This window comes from Streptomyces sp. NBC_00193 (assembly GCF_026342735.1).
GTDB lineage: Bacteria > Actinomycetota > Actinomycetes > Streptomycetales > Streptomycetaceae > Streptomyces > Streptomyces stoeckheimensis.
Genome location: NZ_JAPEMM010000001.1, coordinates 4,640,659 through 4,658,545, shown reverse-complemented (window position 1 = coordinate 4,658,545; position 17,887 = coordinate 4,640,659). Strand labels below are relative to the sequence as shown.

The window sequence follows — 17,887 nt, the reverse complement described above, 5'->3', positions numbered from 1 at the left end:
GTGTCGGCGACTTGACGGTACGTTCCCACGAGGGCCTATCAATTCCGGCATTGGGCCCAGCAGTTACGAAACGCGCGAAAGCCGCTTCAGCAACAAGGCGGACGCCACCGGCCGCGCACCGGCCTTGGCCACCCCGTCGGCGACCTCCCGGTCCGTGGAGACCACGACCACCGGACGGCCCGCCGGTTCGGCGCGCACCAGCTGGCGGATCAGCTCGTCCGCCGTCACCCCGGCCTTGGAGAACAGCACCCGCACCCCGCGCGGCGGCGCGAGCAGCACGGGGGCCGCCAGCTCCGCCCCGTCGAAGACACAGGTCATCTCGGCGCCCGTCTGCGCGGCGAGCATCGACAGCCCGCCCAGCAGCCGCAGCCGCTGCTTCTCCAGCGGCATCGTCGGATAGCCGGTCTTGGTGACGTTGTAGCCGTCGACCACCAGATGGGCCTGGGGCAGCGCCAGCAGCTGGTCCAGCAGCGCCGGGTCGGTCTCCGACAGGGCGCGCGCCGCGATGTCCTTCGGGGTCATCCGGCCCGGCTCCACCGCCTCCACCGTGTCGGCGGGCCGCGTGGAGACCGGCGGCAGCGCGAGCTCCCGCCGCAGTCCCGCGGCCGCGTCCAGCACGGTGTCCAGCAGCAGCCGCAGCCGCATGTCCTCGATGCTGCGCCCCTCCCGGGTGGCCCGGCGCGAGGTCTCCAGCGCCGATTCCACCTCCGCGAGGCGGGACTTGAGCCGCCGGGTCTCGCTCTCCGCGGTGGTCACCCGGGCGGCCGCCTCGGCGCGGATGCCGTCGACCTCCGCGTTGATCTTGCGCAGGGCCGCGTCGCCCCGCTTGACGTCGCTGAGGGCACTGCGCAGCTTGCGCTGAAGCGATTCCGCTTCCTTGCGCGCCGCGTCCAGCTCGGCCCGTACCTGGTCGACACCCGTGCGCTGCAGTTCCCGTACGTGGGCCAGCTCCTCGCGGAGCCGCTCCATCTCGCGGCGGGCCTCCTCGTCGACCCGCTCGGCGTCGGCGCGCTGCGCCTCCTCGCCCGCGGCGGCGACCAGCTTGACCCAGCCGGCCGGCCGCAGCACGTACGCGGCGGCCGCCACGTCCAGCGGATCGGCGGCGGCGGGCGGGGCGCCCGACTCCAGCGCGGAGGCCAGGTCGGCCTGCGTCTCGCGGAACTTCTCGGCGACCCGGCCCCGGAAGACGGGGTCGCTCTCCACGGCCGTGGCCATGGCGTTGCCCGCGAACTTGGCGCGCCGACTCGGGGTGAAACGGGCGTACTGACGCAGCTGCGCCGGGAGGTCCGCGACCGTCAGCCCGCCGAAGGCGTCCGAGACGAGCGCGACGACCCGGCGCCGCACGCCTTCCGGCAGCGGGCGGTCGAGGACCTCCGCGGCGTCGCCGGCCGCATCGGCCGGCTCAGCGCCGCTTGCTGGCTCCACAATCCGTCACCCCTACCGTCATTCACCTGTGGGCGGGGCTCCTTAGGAGTCCGCGCCCGGCCTGTCGACCAGCTCGATCTGGTCCACCGCGTTGCACCAGCGGCAGCGCACCGACTCGATGGTCTCATTGACCACCTCGCGCTCCTCGACCTTGGGCTCCCCGGCGAGGTCCAGGTGGACGTACTCCACGACCTTCGACGAACGGGTGACGTCGAAGCGCGTGAGGTTGCCGCACAGGGTGCAGCGCCACCGGGTGGTGTCGGTCGGCAGGGGAACCGTCATCAGGCCGCTCTCTCCTTCTATCGCTCACATGGCGCAAGCACCGCACCCTCCCGTGTCGTCACGGGTGGCGCGCGCGTGCGTGCGTAGCTCGTAACCCTACGGCCTGCCGCACCCGCTGGTGGGCCCGGCTGGGTCATGCTCGTTCGCATGATCGTAAGGTGGCAGGCCGTACGCGAGGCCGCCCGGGGCCCGGTGGTCACGCACGCGCTGATCGCCGGCTGCTGCGTGGTGTTCGTACTGAGCCCGGCGTCGGGGCTGAACCCGGTCTACGGGACGGGCGATCAGCTCCTGGCCACGGGCACGGCGTACTTCCGGCGCTGGGGCGTGGTCCCGGACGAGCTGTTCACCGGCTCGGGGCGAGCGGCGCTCACCCCCCTCACGGCCCTGTTCGTGCACGGGAGCTGGCTGCACCTGCTGGGCAACATGCTCTTCCTCTACGTCTTCGGGGCGATGACGGAGCGGCGCATGGGCCGGGCGTGGTTCCTCTGCTTCTACGTCTGTACGGGCTACCTGGCCCTGGCCGCGTACGCGGCGGCCTACGCCTCCTCGGACCAGACCCTGGTCGGGGCCTCCGGGGCGATCTCCGCGGTCCTGGGAGCCTTCCTGTACCTGTTCCCGAAGGCACGGGTGACGAGCCTGTTCCCGTTCCTGTTCTTCCTGCCGCTGCGCTTCCCGGCGTGGATCGTGCTGCTGTTCTGGTTCGGGCTCCAGTGGCTGGCGGCGCACCGCGCGGCGAGCGGCCCCGGAGTCGCCTATCTGGCCCACGTGGTGGGCTTTTCGGTGGGCTTCCTCTACGCGTGGGCCCGCTACCGGGGTGGGACTAGAGTGGGTCGACCAGTGACAGTAGGCGAGGGAGACAGCCAACCGTGATCACCGCACTCGTGCTCATCAAGACCAGCGTGGACCGGATCCCCGAGATCGCCGAGGCCATCGCCGCGCTGGACAGCGTCAGCGAGGTCTACTCGGTCACGGGTACGTACGACCTCATCGCGATGGTCCGGGTGTCCCGGCACGAGGACCTGGCCGACATCATCCCCGGCCGCATCAGCAAGATCCCGGGCGTGGAGGCGACGGACACGCACGTGGCGTTCCGCACGTACTCCCAGCACGACCTGGAAGCGGCCTTCGCGATCGGCCTCGACGCGTAGCGGTTCAGAGCACGGGCAACGCCTCGCCCGGCCGGGCGGGGCGATGCTCCTCCAACCAGAACAGGTACCCGCGCAGGTAGCCGGCGAGGTCACCGTCGATGTGGGCGACGTACGCGCGGGCGCCGCCGGCGGCCTCGCGCTCGTACGGGCCGTCCGATACCGACCAGCTCCGCTCCAGGGCGGCAGCCCACTCGCGGACCCGTCCCCGCTCCCGCCACCAGCCGCGAACCAGCTCGGGCGTCCAGTGCGCGTCCCCGTTGCCGCCGTACGCCCCGAGGGGGTCGCACTCGCCCGCGCACACCAGGTCGCGCACCTGCGCCGCAGTACGGGGCTGGCGGTAGACGAACTCCTGGCCGTAGTCGTCGTCGTACATCACGTGGGCGGGCGCGCACATCCGTCCCGTCCAGCAGGTGTCGGTCCCCGCCGTGTAGAACGGGCCCGGAACACTGCGCCAGTCCCGCTTCTCCCAGCCGTCGGGAGCGGCCGCGCTCCAGTCGCGCCGGACCGGCCCCGCTCCCGGGGCCCACTGGGGCAGTGGGTGTCCGACGAGGTCGCGCACGGCCGGTATCGGGTCCCAGTAGGTCATGCCCCGCAGCCTGTCAGACGGCCGGGACGCAGCGGCCCTCTTCGGTGCGGTACTGCCACTTGGCGCCGTCCGCGACGAGCTCCTTGACGGCGCGGACGAAGCGCTCGACGTGCTCGTCGGGGGTGCCGGCGCCGAAGCTGACGCGGATCGCGTTCAGCGACCGCTCCCCCGGGGCCGCCTCCGGCGCTCCGCACTCGCCCTGGGCCTGCGGCTCGCTGCCGAGGAGGGTGCGGACCAGCGGGTGGGCGCAGAACAGGCCGTCGCGGACGCCGATGCCGTACTCGGCGGAGAGCGCGGCGGCGAAGTGCGAGCTGTTCCAGCCGTCGACGACGAAGGAGATGACGCCCACGCGCGGGGCGTCGTCGCCGAAGAGGGACAGGACGCGGACCGCCGGGACCTCGGCGAGGCCTTCGCGGACCGTGGTGATGAGGTGCTGCTCGCGGGCGACGAGGTTCTCGAAGCCTGCCTCGTTCAGGGCCTTGCAGGCGGAGGCGATGGAGTAGACGCCGATGACGTTCGGGGAGCCGGCCTCGTGGCGGGCGGCGGTGGTGTGCCACTCGACGTCCACGCCGCCGTCCTCGCGGCGGGCCACCTTGCGGGAGGCGCCGCCGCCGGCGAGGTACGGGTCCGCCTCCTGCAGCCAGTCCGCGCGGCCGGCGAGGACGCCCGAGCCGAAGGGCGCGTAGAGCTTGTGTCCCGAGAAGGCGACCCAGTCCACGTCGAGGTCCTGGACCGAGACGGGGTGGTGCGGGGCCAGCTGGGCGGCGTCCAGGACGATGCGGGCGCCGTGGGCGTGCGCGGCGGCGGCGAGCTCCTTGACGGGCCACAGCTCGCCGGTGACGTTGGAGGCTCCGGTGACGCAGACCAGCGCGGGGCCGTAGGGGTCGCGGTCGGCGAGGGCCCGCTCCAGGGTGGCGACGGCCTCGTCCGGGGTGCGGGGGGCGTTGAGGTAGGTGACCTGCGCGTTCGTCCACGGGAGCAGCGAGGCGTGGTGCTCGGTCTCGAAGACGAAGACCTGGCAGTCGGCCGGGATCACGGCGGCGAGCAGGTTGAGGGAGTCGGTGGTGGACCGGGTGAAGATCACCTGGTCGGAGGGCCGGCAGTCGAGGAACTCGGCGACCGTGACCCGGCTCTGCTCGAACAGGTCGGTGGAGAGCTGCGAGAGGTAGCCGGCGCCGCGGTGGACGCTGCCGTAGTAGGGGGCGTACGCGGCCACGTCGTCCCAGACCCGCTGCAGCGCGGGGGCGCTGGCCGCGTAGTCGAGGGCGGCGTAGGTGACCTCGCCGCCGGTGACGAGCGGGACGGTGACGTCGCGGCCGAGGACCGGCAGCGGCTCGACACAGGCGGGGTCCACGGCGGCGACAGTGGTGGCGGTGGCGGCGTTCAGGGTTGCGGACATGGCGGTATCTCCCGGCAGGCAGGTCTGAATGGCTTCGGTGTGCCCGTCCGCCGACACGGATATGGCGCTGCGGCCGTTCGGGGTACGGGAGTGCCCCGGAACGCGGATCGGCCGGCGTACGCAGACGTGCTGCCACAGCTGTGTGTGCTGCGGGTACGCGGAAGTGACCCTGTTCCGAGGGGTGAAGAAGGGGCGGAGTCGCCCTATCGCATTCGCTTGCTCACGGAAAACGCTCCTCAGAAGACCAGGACCCCTGGTGTTCGAGGGATCCGCGCTTGCCGTAGACCTCACTGCCTACGACCTGGTCATCACCCGGGGCACCCCGCCACGGAAGGAGGGTTGCCGGACAGCAAGCCGGGGCCTAAACGCTGTCACTCGTGACCTGAGGAGCATCCTGCCACATGATCTTCCGAACGCAAGACCCCGGTCCACATGGCGGACCGGGGTCGTTGCTGGATCTTGGCCGGATCCCGTCGGAACGGGCACCCGCCGGGGAACGGCTCCCCGCTGCTACGCGTTGCTCGCCGCCGCCCAGCGGGCCAGTGCGGCCCGGGCCGCACCCGAGTCCACCGATTCCGCCGCCCGGACGACTCCGGCGGCGAGCTGCTCCTCCAGGGAGCCCGTACCCGGGTCCAGCGCGACCAGGGCCGCCGCCGAGTTCAGGAGCACGGCATCGCGGACCGGGCCGGTCTCGCCGGCCAGCAGGCGGCGGGCCACGTCCGCGTTGAACGAGGCGTCCGCGCCGGCCAGGGCGGAGACCGGGACCAGCGGAATGCCGATGTCGCGCGGGTCGAAGCCCTGCTCCCTGACCTCGCCGTCGCGGACCCACCAGACCCGGGAGGTCGCCGTGGTGGTGAGCTCGTCGAGCCCGTCGTCACCGCGGAAGACCAGGGCCGAGGAGCCCCGCTCCGCCAGCACGCCCGCGACGATCGGGGCCACCCGCGCGTCGGCCACGCCGGTGGCCTGCGCCCGGACCCGTGCCGGGTTGGTCAGCGGGCCGAGGAAGTTGAAGGTGGTCCGGATGCCGAGCTCCCGGCGGGCCGCCGCCACGTGCCGCAGCGCGGGGTGGAACTTGACCGCGAAGCAGAAGGTGATCCCGGCTTCCTCGGCCACCTCCACGACCCGTGCGGGGGTGAGGTCGAGGTTGACTCCCAGCTTCTCCAGGACGTCCGAGGAGCCGCTCGCGGAGGACGAGGCCCGGTTGCCGTGCTTGACGACCTTGGCGCCCGTACCGGCCACCACGATCGCCGACATCGTGGAGATGTTGACCGTCTTGGCCCCGTCGCCCCCGGTGCCGACGATGTCCACCGTCCGGCCCGGCACCTCGATGAGGTTGGCGTGTTCGTACATGGCGCGGACCAGGCCGTTGATCTCGGAGACGGTCTCTCCCTTGGCCCGCAGCGCGACCGCGAAGCCGGCGATCTGGGCGTCGGTGGCCTCCCCGCGCATGATCCGGTCCATGGCCCAGGCCGTGTCGTCGGCACCGAGGTCACGGCCGGTCAGCAGGGCCTCCAGAACGCCCGGCCAGCCGCGGGCCGCCACGCTGTCGCCGCCTGCCGGGGTCACCAGGTTCATGGTCCGCTCCTGCTGCTCATCGAGGATTCCACGTCGAATGCGAAGGGCTTCAGCCTATCCAGCCCCGGGGACGGCAAAGAGCCCCGTCCAGACACTGGACGGGGCTCTCGCCGTGGCGACACCAGGACTGACCGAAATCAGTCCCTCAAGCAGTCATGCGTGGTGCGTACTGCGTGAAGCGTGTGATGCGTGTGAAGCCGTGATGCGGGAGATCAGTGGTGGCCGTGGCCGCTCTGGATCTCCTTGTACTCCTCGACCGTGGGCTTCGGGATCTGGTTGTTCTCCCCGTAGTAGCCCTTGCTGAGCTTGGCGCGGAGCTTCTCCAGCGGCTTCACCTTGCGCTCGACACCGTTCTCGTCGACCGTGGGGCCGATCTCGGCGGGCTCGTACTGGTCGTACGAGGTGAGCGTGTGCAGCTTGCCCTGCGAGAGCGGCTCGTGCACCTCGACGAACTCACCGTGCGGCAGGCGCTTGATGATGCCGGTCTCGCGACCGTGCAGCACCTTGTCCCGGTCCCGGCGCTGGAGGCCGAGGCAGATCCGCTTGGTGATGATGAAGGCGATGACCGGGCCCACGAAGAACCCGATGCGCGCGAACCAGGTGATCGAGTTGATCGACAGGTGGAAGTACTGCGCGAACATGTCGTTTCCACCGGCGATCAGCAGGATGACGTACCACGTCAGCCATGCCACACCGAAGCCCGTACGGGTCGGGGCGTTGCGCGGGCGGTCCAGGATGTGGTGCTCGCGCTTGTCCCCGGTGACCCAGGACTCGATGAACGGGTAGACCGCGATGGTGGCCAGGACCAGCGGGAAGATCGTGAACGGGATGAACACGCCGAGGGCCAGGGTGTGGCCCCACAGGTTGATCTCCCAGCCCGGCATGGCACGGATCAGGCCCTCGGAGAAGCCCATGTACCAGTCGGGCTGCGCACCGGTGGACACGTGGTCCGGACGGTACGGGCCGAGCGCCCAGATCGGGTTGATCGAGGCGATGCCCGCGATCAGCGCGATGACGCCGAAGACCAGGAAGAAGAAGCCTCCGGCCTTGGCCATGTAGACCGGGAGCAGCGGCATGCCGACGACGTTCTTCTCGGTCTTGCCGGGGCCCGCGAACTGGGTGTGCTTGTGGTAGAAGACCAGGATCAGGTGGGCCACCAGCAGGCCCATCATGATGCCGGGCAGCAGCAGGATGTGCACCGAGTAGAGCCGGCCCACGAAGTCGCCGCCGGGGAACTCCCCGCCGAAGAAGAAGAACGACAGGTACGTGCCGACGATCGGCACGGACAGCATCGCGCCTTCCATGAAGCGGACACCGGTGCCCGAGAGCAGGTCGTCCGGCAGGGAGTAACCGGTGAAACCGGTGAACATGCCGAGGACCAGCAGCAGGAAGCCGAAGACCCAGTTGACCTCACGGGGCTTGCGGAACGCGCCGGTGAAGAACACGCGCATCATGTGCACGAGCATCGCCGCGATGAAGATCAGCGCCGACCAGTGGTGGATCTGCCGGATGAGCAGACCACCGCGGACGTCGAAGCTGATTTCCAGGGTCGACTTGAAGGCCTCCGACATCGCGACACCCTGCATGGGGATGTACGAACCGTCGTAGTGCACTTCGTTCATGCTCGGGTGGAAGAACAGCGTCAGGTACACACCCGTGAGGATGAGGATGATGAAGCTGTAGAGGCAGATCTCGCCCAGCATGAAGGACCAGTGGTCCGGGAAGATCTTGCGCATGTTGGCCTTGGCGAGGCTGTAGATGCCCAGCCGGCCGTCGGCCCAGTCGGCTACGCGCTCGCCGGCCGGAGCCTTGCGCTCTTTGGTTTGAGTGGCAGTGCTCATCCGCGCTCCCAGAAAGAGGGACCGACGGGCTCTTCGAAGTCGCCGAGCGCCTCGAGGAAACCTTCGTCATTGACGCCGATCCGCAGCTGCGGGAGCGCGTGACCAGCCGGGCCGAAGATGACTCGGGCGCCGTCGGAGAGGTCGAAGGTGGACTGGTGGCACGGGCAGAGCACGTGGTGCGACTGCTGCTCGTACAGGCTGATCGGGCAGCCGACGTGGGTGCAGATCTTGGAGTAGGCCACGATCCCGTCGTGGGACCACTCCAGTTCCTTCTTGTCCTTGATGTTCTCCGGCTGGATGCGGACGATCATCAGGGCGGCCTTGGCGATCTGCGTCTGGAAGTCGTGCGCGTCCTCCTCCAGGCCTTCCGGCATGGCGAAGGTCAGCGACCCGACGACGATGTCCTCCGGGCGGAGCGGCTCCATCGTGTTCTGGTTGATGAGCATCTTGCCCTTCGCCCAGATGGTCTTGCGCAGCTTGTCCTCGGGCAGCGGGCCCAGGTCGCGCAGGATCACGACGGCGGAGAGCGGCAGCAGGGCCAGCGCACCGAACATCGTGTTGCGGATCAGCGGGCGGCGGCCGATGGCCGACTCGCGCGCGCCGTCCGCGAAGTCCTGCAGGACCTGCGCCTTGACCTCGGCCGGGGCCGCGATCTCGTGGCGCTCGGCGGCGACCTCCACGTCGGACATCAGGGTGCGGGCCCAGTGGACCGCGCCCGCGCCGATGCAGAAGAGGGCCGCGCCGAGGCTCACGCCGAGGGCGAAGTTGAGCGCGCTCACCTTCCCGATGGGGAAGATGTAGACGATCTTGTCGACCGGCAGGATCACGAACGAGGCGATGAAGGCGACCGTGGCCAGCATCGACAGGGTGAACAGCAGGGCCACCGTGCGCTCGGAGCGCTTCGCGGCCCGCTCGTCGATGTCCTGGATCCGAGGCCGGTGAACCGGCAGACCGGGGTCGGCGAACGGGTCGTCCGCCACTGCCACGGCACCGTGGTGCGCGTCGCCCTGCTCGCTCGGCAGGTGCTTCTCTTCGGGAATGTCTTGGCTACTCATGACTTCTTGGCCTTAGCGGTGTGGGCCGCGACCCAGACGGCGACAGCGATCAGCGCACCCAGTCCGAAGATCCAGCCGAAGAGACCCTCGGAGACGGGGCCGAGGCCACCGAGCTTGAGGCCACCGGGGCTGGTCGACTTCTCGCCGTTGACGTGCTGGAGGTACGCGATGATGTCCTTCTTCTGCTTCTCCGGCATGGTGCTGTCGGGGAAGGAGGGCATGTTCTGCGGGCCGGTGAGCATGGCCTCGTAGACGTGCTTCGGCTCGACACCCTCAAGGTTGGGGGCGTACTTGCCGTTCGTCAGTGCGCCGCCCTCGCCGGTGAAGTTGTGGCACTGCGCGCAGTTGTTGCGGAACAGCTCGCCACCCTTCGCGATGTCGGCACCCGCCGGGTCGTACTGCTTCTCGGTCGGCACGATGGGGCCGGCTCCGAGGGAAGCGATGTACGCGGCGAGCTGGTCGGCCTGCGCCTGGGTGTAGATGACGGGCTTCTTCGGCACCTGGGCGCCGGGCTGCTGGGCGGGCATACGGCCCGTCATCACCTGGAAGTCGACGGCAGCGGAGCCGACGCCTACCAGGCTGGGGCCGTCAGAGGAACCCTGACCGCCGGTTCCGTGGCAGCTTGCGCAGCCGACGGCGTAGAGCTTCTGGCCCTCCTCGATGGCGAGGGACTGGACGGTTTCGTCGGCCTTCGCATTGCCCGCGGGCGCGAAGGCGCTGTACAGCCCCCCGGTAACCGCCAGCGCGAAGAGTAGAACGACGACCGCCGCCAGCGGATGGCGTCGTCGTGCGGAGAGCTTTTTCACGGATTACCCCGGTGTCAGGATCTTCTGCGTCGGTGTGTCTGGATGGAGTGCCGGGCACGGGCCCGGCGACGTGTTCGCTACTTGATCAGGTAGATCGTTGCGAAGAGGCCGATCCAGACGACATCGACGAAGTGCCAGTAGTAGGACACGACGATGGCCGACGTGGCCTGTTCGTGGGTGAACCTCTTGGCCGCGTACGTCCGGCCGAGGACCAGCAGGAAGGCGATGAGACCGCCCGTCACGTGCAGACCGTGGAAGCCGGTGGTCAGGTAGAAGACCGAGCCGTACGGACCGGACGAGAGGCTCATGCCCTCGTGCTTGACCAGCTCGGTGTACTCGAACACCTGGCCGCCAATGAAGATCGCACCCATGACGAACGTGATGATGAACCACGTCCTGAGCTTCTTCACGTCACCGCGCTCGGCGGCGAATACGCCGAGCTGGCAGGTGAGCGAGGAAAGCACCAGGATCGTCGTGTTCGTCGCCGAGAAGGGCAGATTCAAGGCCGAAGCCTGTTCTGTCCAGTACTCGGCGCCTGTCACTGATCGCAGGGTGAAGTACATCGCGAAGAGGGCCGCGAAGAACATCAGCTCGGAACTCAACCAGATGATGGTTCCCACGCTGACGAGGTTCGGCCTGTTGACCGTCGGGTGCGCGTGCCCGGTATCTACTGTCGTTGCTGTCGCCACGACCGACATTATGTCGGTCCCTTATCCCGCCCTCACCCCGGGGGGTGCCGTTCGGAGTGTCAGGGGCGTGTGCAAGGCCCGAACGGCCCATCAGATCGCCCTTCGGACGCCCGCCGGCCTTCCCTCGGGCGAGGCTGTGCGAACCGATGTTGACACCGGGTCGGACGGAGTAGCATCCCGCGCAACATCAACGTGATTCACGGGACACGTGGAGGAACGAAATGCGGGCGACTGCGCGGGTTCTGGTCTACAGCGACGACGCGGGCACCCGGGAGCAGGTGCGGCTGGCGGCCGGGCGCAGGCCGGCCGCCGACCTGCCGCCGGTGGAGTTCCTGGAGTGCGCCACGCTGCCGGCCGTCCTGAAGGAACTGGACGCGGGCGGCATCGACGTGTGCGTGTTGGACGGCGAGGCGGTTCCGGCCGGGGGCATGGGCGTGTGCCGGCAGATCAAGGACGAGATCTTCCAGTGCCCGCCCGTACTGCTCCTGATGGGGCGTCCGCAGGACGCCTGGCTGGCCACCTGGAGCCGCGCGGACGCCGCCGTCACCCTTCCGGTTGATCCGGTGGACTTCGCGCAGGCCCTGGCGGGTCTGCTGCGCGCACGGCTCTCCCCGGCGGCGTAGCGGGGGCTGTGCGCCCCGCACAGCGCCTTACCGGCGCATACCGGGGCACGGGTGCCCGTACGGTCCGTACGGGCACCCGTGCCCCGGTTGTGGCCCCTCCGGGCCCTCGCGCCTCTCCCGGCGCTCCCGGCCCGGCGGTTACACCTGCGGGCGCAGGCGCGCCTGGTCGACCGGACTGCGGCCTTCCTGGGTGCCCTTGAGGAGGGCGCTGCCCTCGCGCCAATCCTTCCAGTCCATGTTCCAGTCGCCGTAGCCGTTGCCGAAGGTGTCCATGTCGTCGCCGATGCTGTTGATGACGCGGACGATGTCGCCTTCGGTGATGTTCTCGTAGAACCAGGCGGCGTTGCCCGTGCTCATGCCGGTGCAGCCGTGGCTGACGTTCTCGTAGCCCTGGGAGCCGACGGACCACGGCGCGGCGTGGACGTATTCACCGCTCCAGGTGACGCGGGTCGCGTAGTAGACGGGCAGGTTGTAGTACTCGCTGCCGCCGATGCCCACGGTGTCTCCGCGCATCTGGACGTAGTACTGCTTGCCGAGGACCACCTTGACGCCGTTGCGGGTGGAGAAGCCCGGCTTTCCGGTGGTCACCGGGATGGAATTGATCACTTCCCCGTTGCGCTTGAACGTGAGCCAGTGCGAGGAGGCGTCCGTGGTGACCTCGACGCGGTCGCCGATCTCCAGCTTCAACGGCTTGGAGGCGGCGCCGTGCAGGTCGTCGGAGATCTTGATGCCCTCCAGGTTGCTCCGGACGGACACGGTGGTGTTGGCGGGCCAGTACTCCTTGGGCCGGTAGTGGAGCTTCTTGTCGTCCACCCAGTGCCAGGCGCCCACGGCCTCCGGCGGGGCGTCGACGACCAGGCCCCGCTCGATGACGGCGCGCGCGGCCTTGTCCTTCACGGGTTCGTTGAGTTCGGCCGTGAGGGGCTGTCCGACGCCGTACTTGCCCTCGTCCGGGCCGAATTCGACCTTGAGGACCTTCTGCGCCGGGGTGGTGTCGAAGGTGAGCGTGCGCTGCCCGGGGGCGCCCCGCTCGTCCTCGGTGCTCACGAGGACGGTGTAGCGGACGCCGGCGGCCATCGGGGCGGTGCTGTGCCAGCGGTCGCCCGAGGCGGACAACTCGCCCGCCAGGCGGCGTCCGTGGGTGTCCACGGCGCTCACGTCGGTGATCCGGCCGTCGCCGCTCTTGGCGGTGACCTCCAGGGGCTTGTCCGGGTCGACCGGGCGGCTGCCGGTGGGGTGGTTGAGGGCGACTTGGTCGCCCGCGTCGTAGGGGCGGGCGGACAGCGGGTTGTCGTCGCCCGACCCGCATGCGGTGGCGCCGGCCCCGAGGGACGCGACCAGCAGGGAGCAGCCGATAACCGTCCAAAGACGCGGTGACTGGTTCATGGAGCCAACGCTATGAAGATATGACAATTACGGCGCGCGGGGTGACTGCAAACGAGGGGCCCGGACTCCTCCATTGGAGGTGTCCGGGCCCCTGGTCTCACGCGGTGGCCGCCACCGTGGGTGGCAGCGCGGGTGCGGCTACTGGTTCTGGTTCTCGCCGCGGTAGTACTCGTACACCCAGCCCCACAGACCGATCAGGATCAGCGGCGCCGAGAAGTACATCAGCCACCAGCCGAAGACGACGCCCATGAAGGCGAAGGCGCCACCGATGGCCAACGAGAGCGGCTGCCAGCTGTGCGGGGAGAAGAACCCCAGCTCGCCCGCCTCGTCGGCGACGTCGGCCTCCAGGTTGTCCTGGGCCATCTCGTCCACGCGCGCGGCCGTGAAGGCCAGGTAGTAGCCGATCATGGCGCTCAGGCCGAAGCCCAGTGCGAGCGCGGTGGTGCCGACCGGCTCCTTCGACCACACGCCGTACACGACGGTCATGATCAGGATGAAGGCGGCGAGCCACAGGAACATCCTGCCCTGGATCTTCACTTGCCGGCCTCCTTGCCACCAGCGACGGCCTTGGCGGCCACGGAGTGGTCCTCAAGGTGGTCGAGGGCCGCGATCTCGGGGTGGTGCAGATCGAATGCCGGGGATTCGGACCGGATCCTCGGCAGGGTGAGGAAGTTGTGCCGCGGCGGCGGGCAAGACGTCGCCCATTCGAGCGAACGGCCGTAGCCCCACGGGTCGTCGACGTCGACCTTCTTGCCGTACTTCGCCGTCTTCCAGACGTTGTACATGAAGGGGAGCATCGACAGGCCCAGCAGGAACGAGCTGATCGTCGAGATCGTGTTCAGCAGCGTGAAGCCGTCCGCCGCGAGGTAGTCCGCGTAACGACGCGGCATGCCCTCGGCGCCCAGCCAGTGCTGCACCAGGAAGGTGCCGTGGAAGCCGATGAACAGCGTCCAGAAGGTGATCTTGCCGAGGCGCTCGTCCAGCATCTTGCCCGTGAACTTCGGCCACCAGAAGTGGAAGCCCGCGAACATCGCGAAGACCACGGTGCCGAAGACGACGTAGTGGAAGTGCGCGACGACGAAGTACGAGTCGGAGACGTGGAAGTCCATCGGGGGCGAAGCCAGGATGACGCCGGTCAGGCCACCGAAGGTGAAGGTGACCAGGAAGCCGATCGTCCAGAGCATCGGGGTCTCGAAGGACAGGGAGCCCTTCCACATGGTGCCGATCCAGTTGAAGAACTTCACACCGGTCGGAACCGCGATGAGGAACGTCATGAAGGAGAAGAACGGCAGCAGTACACCGCCGGTGACGTACATGTGGTGGGCCCACACGGTCACCGAAAGGCCGGCGATCGAGATCGTCGCGGCGATCAGGCCGATGTAACCGAACATCGGCTTGCGCGAGAAGACCGGAATGATCTCGGAAACGATTCCGAAGAACGGCAGCGCGATGATGTACACCTCTGGGTGTCCGAAGAACCAGAAGAGGTGTTGCCACAGCAGGGCGCCGCCATTGGCCGCGTCGAAGATGTGCGAGCCGAACTTGCGGTCGGCCTCCAGCGCGAAGAGCGCGGCGGCCAGGACCGGGAAGGCGAGCAGGACCAGAACACCGGTCAGCAGCACGTTCCAGGTGAAGATCGGCATGCGGAACATCGTCATGCCGGGGGCGCGCATGCAGATGATCGTGGTGATGAAGTTGACCGAACCGAGGATCGTGCCGAAGCCCGAGAAGGCCAGACCCATGATCCACATGTCGGCGCCGATGCCCGGCGACCGGACGGCGTCCGACAGCGGGGAGTAGGCGAACCAGCCGAAGTCGGCGGCACCCGAGGGGGTGACGAAGCCGGCCACGGCGATGGTCGAACCGAAGAGGTACAGCCAGTACGCGAACATGTTCAGCCGCGGGAACGCCACGTCGGGCGCGCCGATCTGCAGCGGCATGATCCAGTTCGCGAAGCCCGCGAACAGCGGGGTGGCGAACATCAGCAGCATGATCGTGCCATGCATGGTGAACGCCTGGTTGAACTGCTCGTTCGACATGATCTGCGTACCCGGACGGGCCAGCTCGGCGCGCATGAAGAGCGCGAGGAGGCCGCCGATGAGGAAGAACACGAACGACGTGAGCAGGTACATCGTGCCGATGGTCTTGTGGTCGGTAGTGGTCAACCACTTCACGACGACATTGCCCGGCTGCTTGCTCCGTACCGGCAACTCGTTCTCGTACGAGTCGGCCTCGGCACCCTGAGGCTGGTTGAGGATGCTCACAGTTTGTTCACCTCAGCATTGCGGGCCGGGTCGGTCTGCTGGATGCCGGCCGGGAGGAAGCCGGTCTGACCCTTCTCCGCGAGCTCCTTCAGGTGCGCCTTGTACGCCTCCGGGGAGACGACCTTGACGTTGAAGAGCATTCGGGAGTGGTCGACACCGCAGAGCTCGGCGCACTTGCCCATGAAGACGCCCTCTTCGGTCGGGGTGACCTCGAAGACGTTGGTGTGCCCCGGAATGACGTCCTGCTTGAACAGGAAGGGGACCACCCAGAAGGAGTGGATGACGTCGTTCGACGACAGGATGAAGCGGACCTTCTCACCCTTCGGCAGCCAGAGCGTCGGGCCCGGGTTGCCGGTCTCCGCGTTCCGGTCGGCCGGGACACCCTTGGTGTAGACGCCTTCGGCGCCCGCCGGGAAGTCCTTGGTGTAGCGGTCCGGGATCGTGGCGAGTTCCTTGGGAACCTCGCCCGCCTTCGGAGTCGCCGCATCGCCGTCGACGTTCTCGACGTAGTTGAAGCCCCAGCTCCACTGGTAGCCGATCACGTTGATCGTGTGAGCCGGCTTGGCGGAGAGGGAGAGCAGCTTCGACTCGTCGCGCGCGGTGAAGTAGAAGAGCACCGAGACGATGATGAGCGGGACCACGGTGTACAGCGCCTCGATGGGCATGTTGTACCGGGTCTGCGGGGGAACCTCGACCTTGGTCCGGCTACGCCGGTGGAAGATGACGCTCCACATGATCAGGCCCCACACGAGGATGCCGGTGATCAGAGCGGCCGCCCAGGACCCCTGCCACAGGGAGAGGATGCGAGGCGCCTCTTCAGTGACCGGGGTGGGCAATCCGAGGCGGGGGAAGTCTTTCCATGTATACGAGCAACCAGTGGCGGTCGCCAGGACCACGCCCGCAGTCAGCGCCTGCAGCAGCTTCCGCCGCATCGGGCGCCGCGGCGAGCGGTCGGAGCCGTAGGGACTCACGTAGCGCCTTCCCGAGAGTCTCGGCCCGCGCGGCCGGCCGCGGCCGCATTCGGGTCGGTCGCCGGCCCTGACGCAGGCAGGGGTTTGGATGTTTATGCGGACCAAACCCTACTGGACGCTATTTGGGGTCGCGCGGGGAGGGTGCCCAACGCGCCGTTACTGACCCCGAAGGGATGGATCCGCCGTACGGGGGACGGCCCAACGGGCCCCGAATGGCGGGGTCCCGGCGGCATCTGACGGCAGTTCGACGACAGGCCCGAAGCCGGTCGCGGCGTCGGCGTGGCGGCCGGTTAGCGTGACCGGATGCCGTACTTCGACACCGCGTCCGCCGCCCCGCTGCACCCCGTGGCCCGGCAGGCGCTCCAGGCCTCCCTTGACGAAGGCTGGGCCGACCCGGCCCGGCTGTACCGCGAAGGGCGCCGGGCCCGGTTGCTGCTCGACGCGGCGCGGGAGGCGGCGGCCGAGTCGGTGGGCTGCCGCCCCGACGAGCTCGTGTTCACTCCTTCGGGGACGCACGCGGTTCACTCGGGCATGGCCGGGGTCCTGGCGGGCCGTCGGCGCGTCGGCGGGCATCTGGTCGTATCGGCGGTGGAACACAGTTCCGTCCTGCACGCGGCGGAGGTCCACGCGGCGGGCGGCGGGCGGGTGGAGGAGGTCCCGGTGGACCGGTTCGGCCGCGTCTCCCCCTCCTCCTACGGGGAACTCCTGGGGTCCTCCACCGCGCTGGCCTGTCTCCAGTCGGCCAACCACGAGGTGGGCACCGTCCAGCCCGTGGCGGAGGTCGCCGACGTGTGCGCCGCCGCCGGGGTGCCGTTGCTGGTGGACGCCGCGCAGTCGCTGGGCTGGGGGCCCGTCTCCGGGAACTGGTCCGTGCTGTGCGCGAGCGCCCACAAATGGGGCGGCCCGGCCGGGGTCGGCCTGCTGGCGGTCCGCAAGGGAGTGCGCTTCGCCCCCCAAGGCCCCGCCGACGAAAGGGAGTCGGGGCGCTCCCCCGGCTTCGTCAACCTCCCCGCGGTGGTCGCCGCGGCGGCCTCCCTGCGGGCCGTACGCGCCGAGGCGGAGGCGGAGTCGGCCCGCCTGCGGATCCTGGTGGACCGGCTGCGGCGGCGGGTGGCCCGCCTGGTGCCGGACGTGGAGGTGGTGGGCCATCCCGACCTCCGGCTCCCGCACCTGGTCACCTTCTCCTGCCTGTACGTGGACGGGGAGACCCTGCTGCACGGGCTGGACCGGGCCGGCTACTCCGTCTCCTCCGGCTCCTCGTGCACCAGCTCGACGCTGACGCCGTCCCATGTCCTGCGGGCCATGGGGGTGCTGTCGGAGGGAAACGTACGGGTGTCCCTGCCCGCCGGTACGACGGCCGCGGAGGTCAACGGCTTCCTGGAGGTGCTGCCGGGGCTGGTGGCGGGGGTGCGCGAGCAACTCGGCGTGGTGGAGGCGGTGATGGCCGTCGATCCGGAGGCGGAGTCCCTGGAGCTGGACACCCTCGGTCTGCGGTGTCCGCAGCCGGTGATCGAGCTGGCCCGCGCCATCGGGCGCGTTCCGGTGGGTGGCACGGTGACCGTCCTGTCGGACGACGAGGTCGCGCGGCTGGACATTCCGGCGTGGTGCGCGATGCGGGGCCAGACCTACGTGGGCGAAGCCCCGCGTCCCCTCGGTACTGCGTACACGGTCCGCCGGGCGGTCTGACCCCGGGTCGCGTCGGGGGCTGCCCTGCGGGGGCTGTCCCCTACCCGCCCTTCCACCGTTCCCCGGGCTGCGCCCGGACCCCCTGGGGCTCCGCCCCGGACCCCGCGCCTCAAACGCCGGCGAGGCTGGATTTCGCCCGCCGGGGCTGGAT

The 17,887-nt window shown here is 69.3% G+C and carries 17 protein-coding genes and 1 riboswitch; of the genes, 4 read left to right on the top strand and 13 right to left on the bottom strand.

Translation table 11 applies throughout. The annotated features are described in order from the left end of the window. Window positions 1–63: 63 nt before the first annotated feature. Both OG898_RS20695 and OG898_RS20690 read right to left on the bottom strand, forming a co-directional pair. Window positions 64–1,428 carry an NYN domain-containing protein gene (locus OG898_RS20695; protein WP_266960349.1) on the bottom strand — a complete coding sequence of 455 codons (1,365 nt, stop codon included), beginning with the start codon at window positions 1,426–1,428 and terminating at the stop codon, window positions 64–66. Between the two features lie 39 nt (window positions 1,429–1,467). Further along, window positions 1,468–1,707, bottom strand: a complete 240-nt coding sequence (locus OG898_RS20690; protein ID WP_008738811.1) for a hypothetical protein — start codon at window positions 1,705–1,707, stop codon at window positions 1,468–1,470. A gap of 147 nt (window positions 1,708–1,854) precedes the next feature. On the opposite strand from OG898_RS20690, the gene OG898_RS20685 reads away from it, so the two are divergent. Next, the gene (locus OG898_RS20685) at window positions 1,855–2,577 is read left to right on the top strand and encodes a rhomboid family intramembrane serine protease (RefSeq protein WP_250742499.1); all 723 of its coding nucleotides are present in this window, start codon (window positions 1,855–1,857) and stop codon (window positions 2,575–2,577) included. After that, complete coding sequence (locus OG898_RS20680) at window positions 2,574–2,855, top strand: Lrp/AsnC family transcriptional regulator (RefSeq protein WP_250742500.1); 282 nt, start codon at window positions 2,574–2,576, stop codon at window positions 2,853–2,855. Before OG898_RS20685 ends, OG898_RS20680 begins: the two co-directional genes overlap by 4 nt. Window positions 2,856–2,859: 4 nt before the next feature. On the opposite strand, the gene OG898_RS20675 is transcribed toward OG898_RS20680, so the two are convergent. From OG898_RS20675 to OG898_RS20645, 7 genes are all read right to left on the bottom strand, one after another. After that, window positions 2,860–3,441: a ferredoxin gene (locus OG898_RS20675; RefSeq protein ID WP_250742501.1), complete on the bottom strand. Its 582-nt coding sequence runs from the start codon at window positions 3,439–3,441 to the stop codon at window positions 2,860–2,862. Between the two features lie 13 nt (window positions 3,442–3,454). Continuing rightward, complete coding sequence (locus OG898_RS20670; RefSeq protein ID WP_266958568.1) at window positions 3,455–4,840, bottom strand: aminotransferase class V-fold PLP-dependent enzyme; 1,386 nt, start codon at window positions 4,838–4,840, stop codon at window positions 3,455–3,457. 266 nt (window positions 4,841–5,106) lie between these two features. Further along, window positions 5,107–5,223, bottom strand: a riboswitch (SAM riboswitch). Window positions 5,224–5,350: 127 nt separating this feature from the next. Further along, the gene (gene trpD / locus OG898_RS20665; protein ID WP_250742503.1) at window positions 5,351–6,415 is read right to left on the bottom strand and encodes an anthranilate phosphoribosyltransferase; all 1,065 of its coding nucleotides are present in this window, start codon (window positions 6,413–6,415) and stop codon (window positions 5,351–5,353) included. 212 nt (window positions 6,416–6,627) lie between these two features. Further along, complete coding sequence (locus tag OG898_RS20660; protein WP_250742504.1) at window positions 6,628–8,256, bottom strand: cytochrome bc complex cytochrome b subunit; 1,629 nt, start codon at window positions 8,254–8,256, stop codon at window positions 6,628–6,630. Then, entirely contained in the window at window positions 8,253–9,311 is a 1,059-nt protein-coding gene (locus OG898_RS20655; RefSeq protein ID WP_250742505.1) for a Rieske 2Fe-2S domain-containing protein, read from the bottom strand. Before OG898_RS20655 ends, OG898_RS20660 begins: the two co-directional genes overlap by 4 nt. After that, entirely contained in the window at window positions 9,308–10,117 is an 810-nt protein-coding gene (locus OG898_RS20650) for a c-type cytochrome (RefSeq protein WP_250742506.1), read from the bottom strand. The genes OG898_RS20655 and OG898_RS20650 overlap by 4 nt, the downstream gene beginning before the upstream one ends. A 77-nt stretch (window positions 10,118–10,194) precedes the next feature. After that, entirely contained in the window at window positions 10,195–10,815 is a 621-nt protein-coding gene (locus OG898_RS20645; protein WP_008738823.1) for a heme-copper oxidase subunit III, read from the bottom strand. Between the two features lie 212 nt (window positions 10,816–11,027). Here OG898_RS20645 and OG898_RS20640 point away from each other — a divergent pair, with 212 nt between their 5' ends. Then, a complete protein-coding gene (locus OG898_RS20640; protein ID WP_250742508.1) occupies window positions 11,028–11,429 on the top strand; it encodes a hypothetical protein in 402 nt (133 codons plus the stop codon). 138 nt (window positions 11,430–11,567) lie between these two features. Here OG898_RS20640 and OG898_RS20635 read toward each other — a convergent pair whose 3' ends face one another. From OG898_RS20635 to coxB, 4 genes are all read right to left on the bottom strand, one after another. After that, a complete protein-coding gene (locus OG898_RS20635; protein ID WP_250742509.1) occupies window positions 11,568–12,815 on the bottom strand; it encodes an Ig-like domain-containing protein in 1,248 nt (415 codons plus the stop codon). A gap of 138 nt (window positions 12,816–12,953) precedes the next feature. Further along, on the bottom strand, window positions 12,954–13,352 hold the full coding sequence (locus OG898_RS20630) for a cytochrome c oxidase subunit 4 (protein WP_250742510.1): 399 nt from the start codon (window positions 13,350–13,352) through the stop codon (window positions 12,954–12,956). Further along, a complete protein-coding gene (ctaD, locus tag OG898_RS20625) occupies window positions 13,349–15,079 on the bottom strand; it encodes a cytochrome c oxidase subunit I (protein ID WP_250742512.1) in 1,731 nt (576 codons plus the stop codon). The genes OG898_RS20630 and ctaD overlap by 4 nt, the downstream gene beginning before the upstream one ends. Further along, window positions 15,076–16,050, bottom strand: a complete 975-nt coding sequence (gene coxB, locus OG898_RS20620) for a cytochrome c oxidase subunit II (RefSeq protein ID WP_250742513.1) — start codon at window positions 16,048–16,050, stop codon at window positions 15,076–15,078. Before coxB ends, ctaD begins: the two co-directional genes overlap by 4 nt. 303 nt (window positions 16,051–16,353) lie before the next feature. Here coxB and OG898_RS20615 point away from each other — a divergent pair, with 303 nt between their 5' ends. Beyond that, complete coding sequence (locus OG898_RS20615) at window positions 16,354–17,736, top strand: cysteine desulfurase/sulfurtransferase TusA family protein (protein ID WP_266958564.1); 1,383 nt, start codon at window positions 16,354–16,356, stop codon at window positions 17,734–17,736. The last annotated feature ends 151 nt before the right edge of the window (window positions 17,737–17,887 follow it).

Coding starts and splice junctions, on each gene's coding strand:
- OG898_RS20690 (WP_008738811.1), bottom strand. CDS start 1,707: ATGACGGTTCCCCTGCCGACCGACACCACCCGGTGGCGCTGCACCCTG.
- OG898_RS20685 (WP_250742499.1), top strand. CDS start 1,855: ATGATCGTAAGGTGGCAGGCCGTACGCGAGGCCGCCCGGGGCCCGGTG.
- OG898_RS20675 (WP_250742501.1), bottom strand. CDS start 3,441: ATGACCTACTGGGACCCGATACCGGCCGTGCGCGACCTCGTCGGACAC.
- OG898_RS20670 (WP_266958568.1), bottom strand. CDS start 4,840: ATGTCCGCAACCCTGAACGCCGCCACCGCCACCACTGTCGCCGCCGTG.
- trpD (WP_250742503.1), bottom strand. CDS start 6,415: ATGAACCTGGTGACCCCGGCAGGCGGCGACAGCGTGGCGGCCCGCGGC.
- OG898_RS20660 (WP_250742504.1), bottom strand. CDS start 8,256: ATGAGCACTGCCACTCAAACCAAAGAGCGCAAGGCTCCGGCCGGCGAG.
- OG898_RS20655 (WP_250742505.1), bottom strand. CDS start 9,311: ATGAGTAGCCAAGACATTCCCGAAGAGAAGCACCTGCCGAGCGAGCAG.
- OG898_RS20645 (WP_008738823.1), bottom strand. CDS start 10,815: ATGTCGGTCGTGGCGACAGCAACGACAGTAGATACCGGGCACGCGCAC.
- OG898_RS20640 (WP_250742508.1), top strand. CDS start 11,028: ATGCGGGCGACTGCGCGGGTTCTGGTCTACAGCGACGACGCGGGCACC.
- OG898_RS20635 (WP_250742509.1), bottom strand. CDS start 12,815: ATGAACCAGTCACCGCGTCTTTGGACGGTTATCGGCTGCTCCCTGCTG.
- OG898_RS20615 (WP_266958564.1), top strand. CDS start 16,354: ATGCCGTACTTCGACACCGCGTCCGCCGCCCCGCTGCACCCCGTGGCC.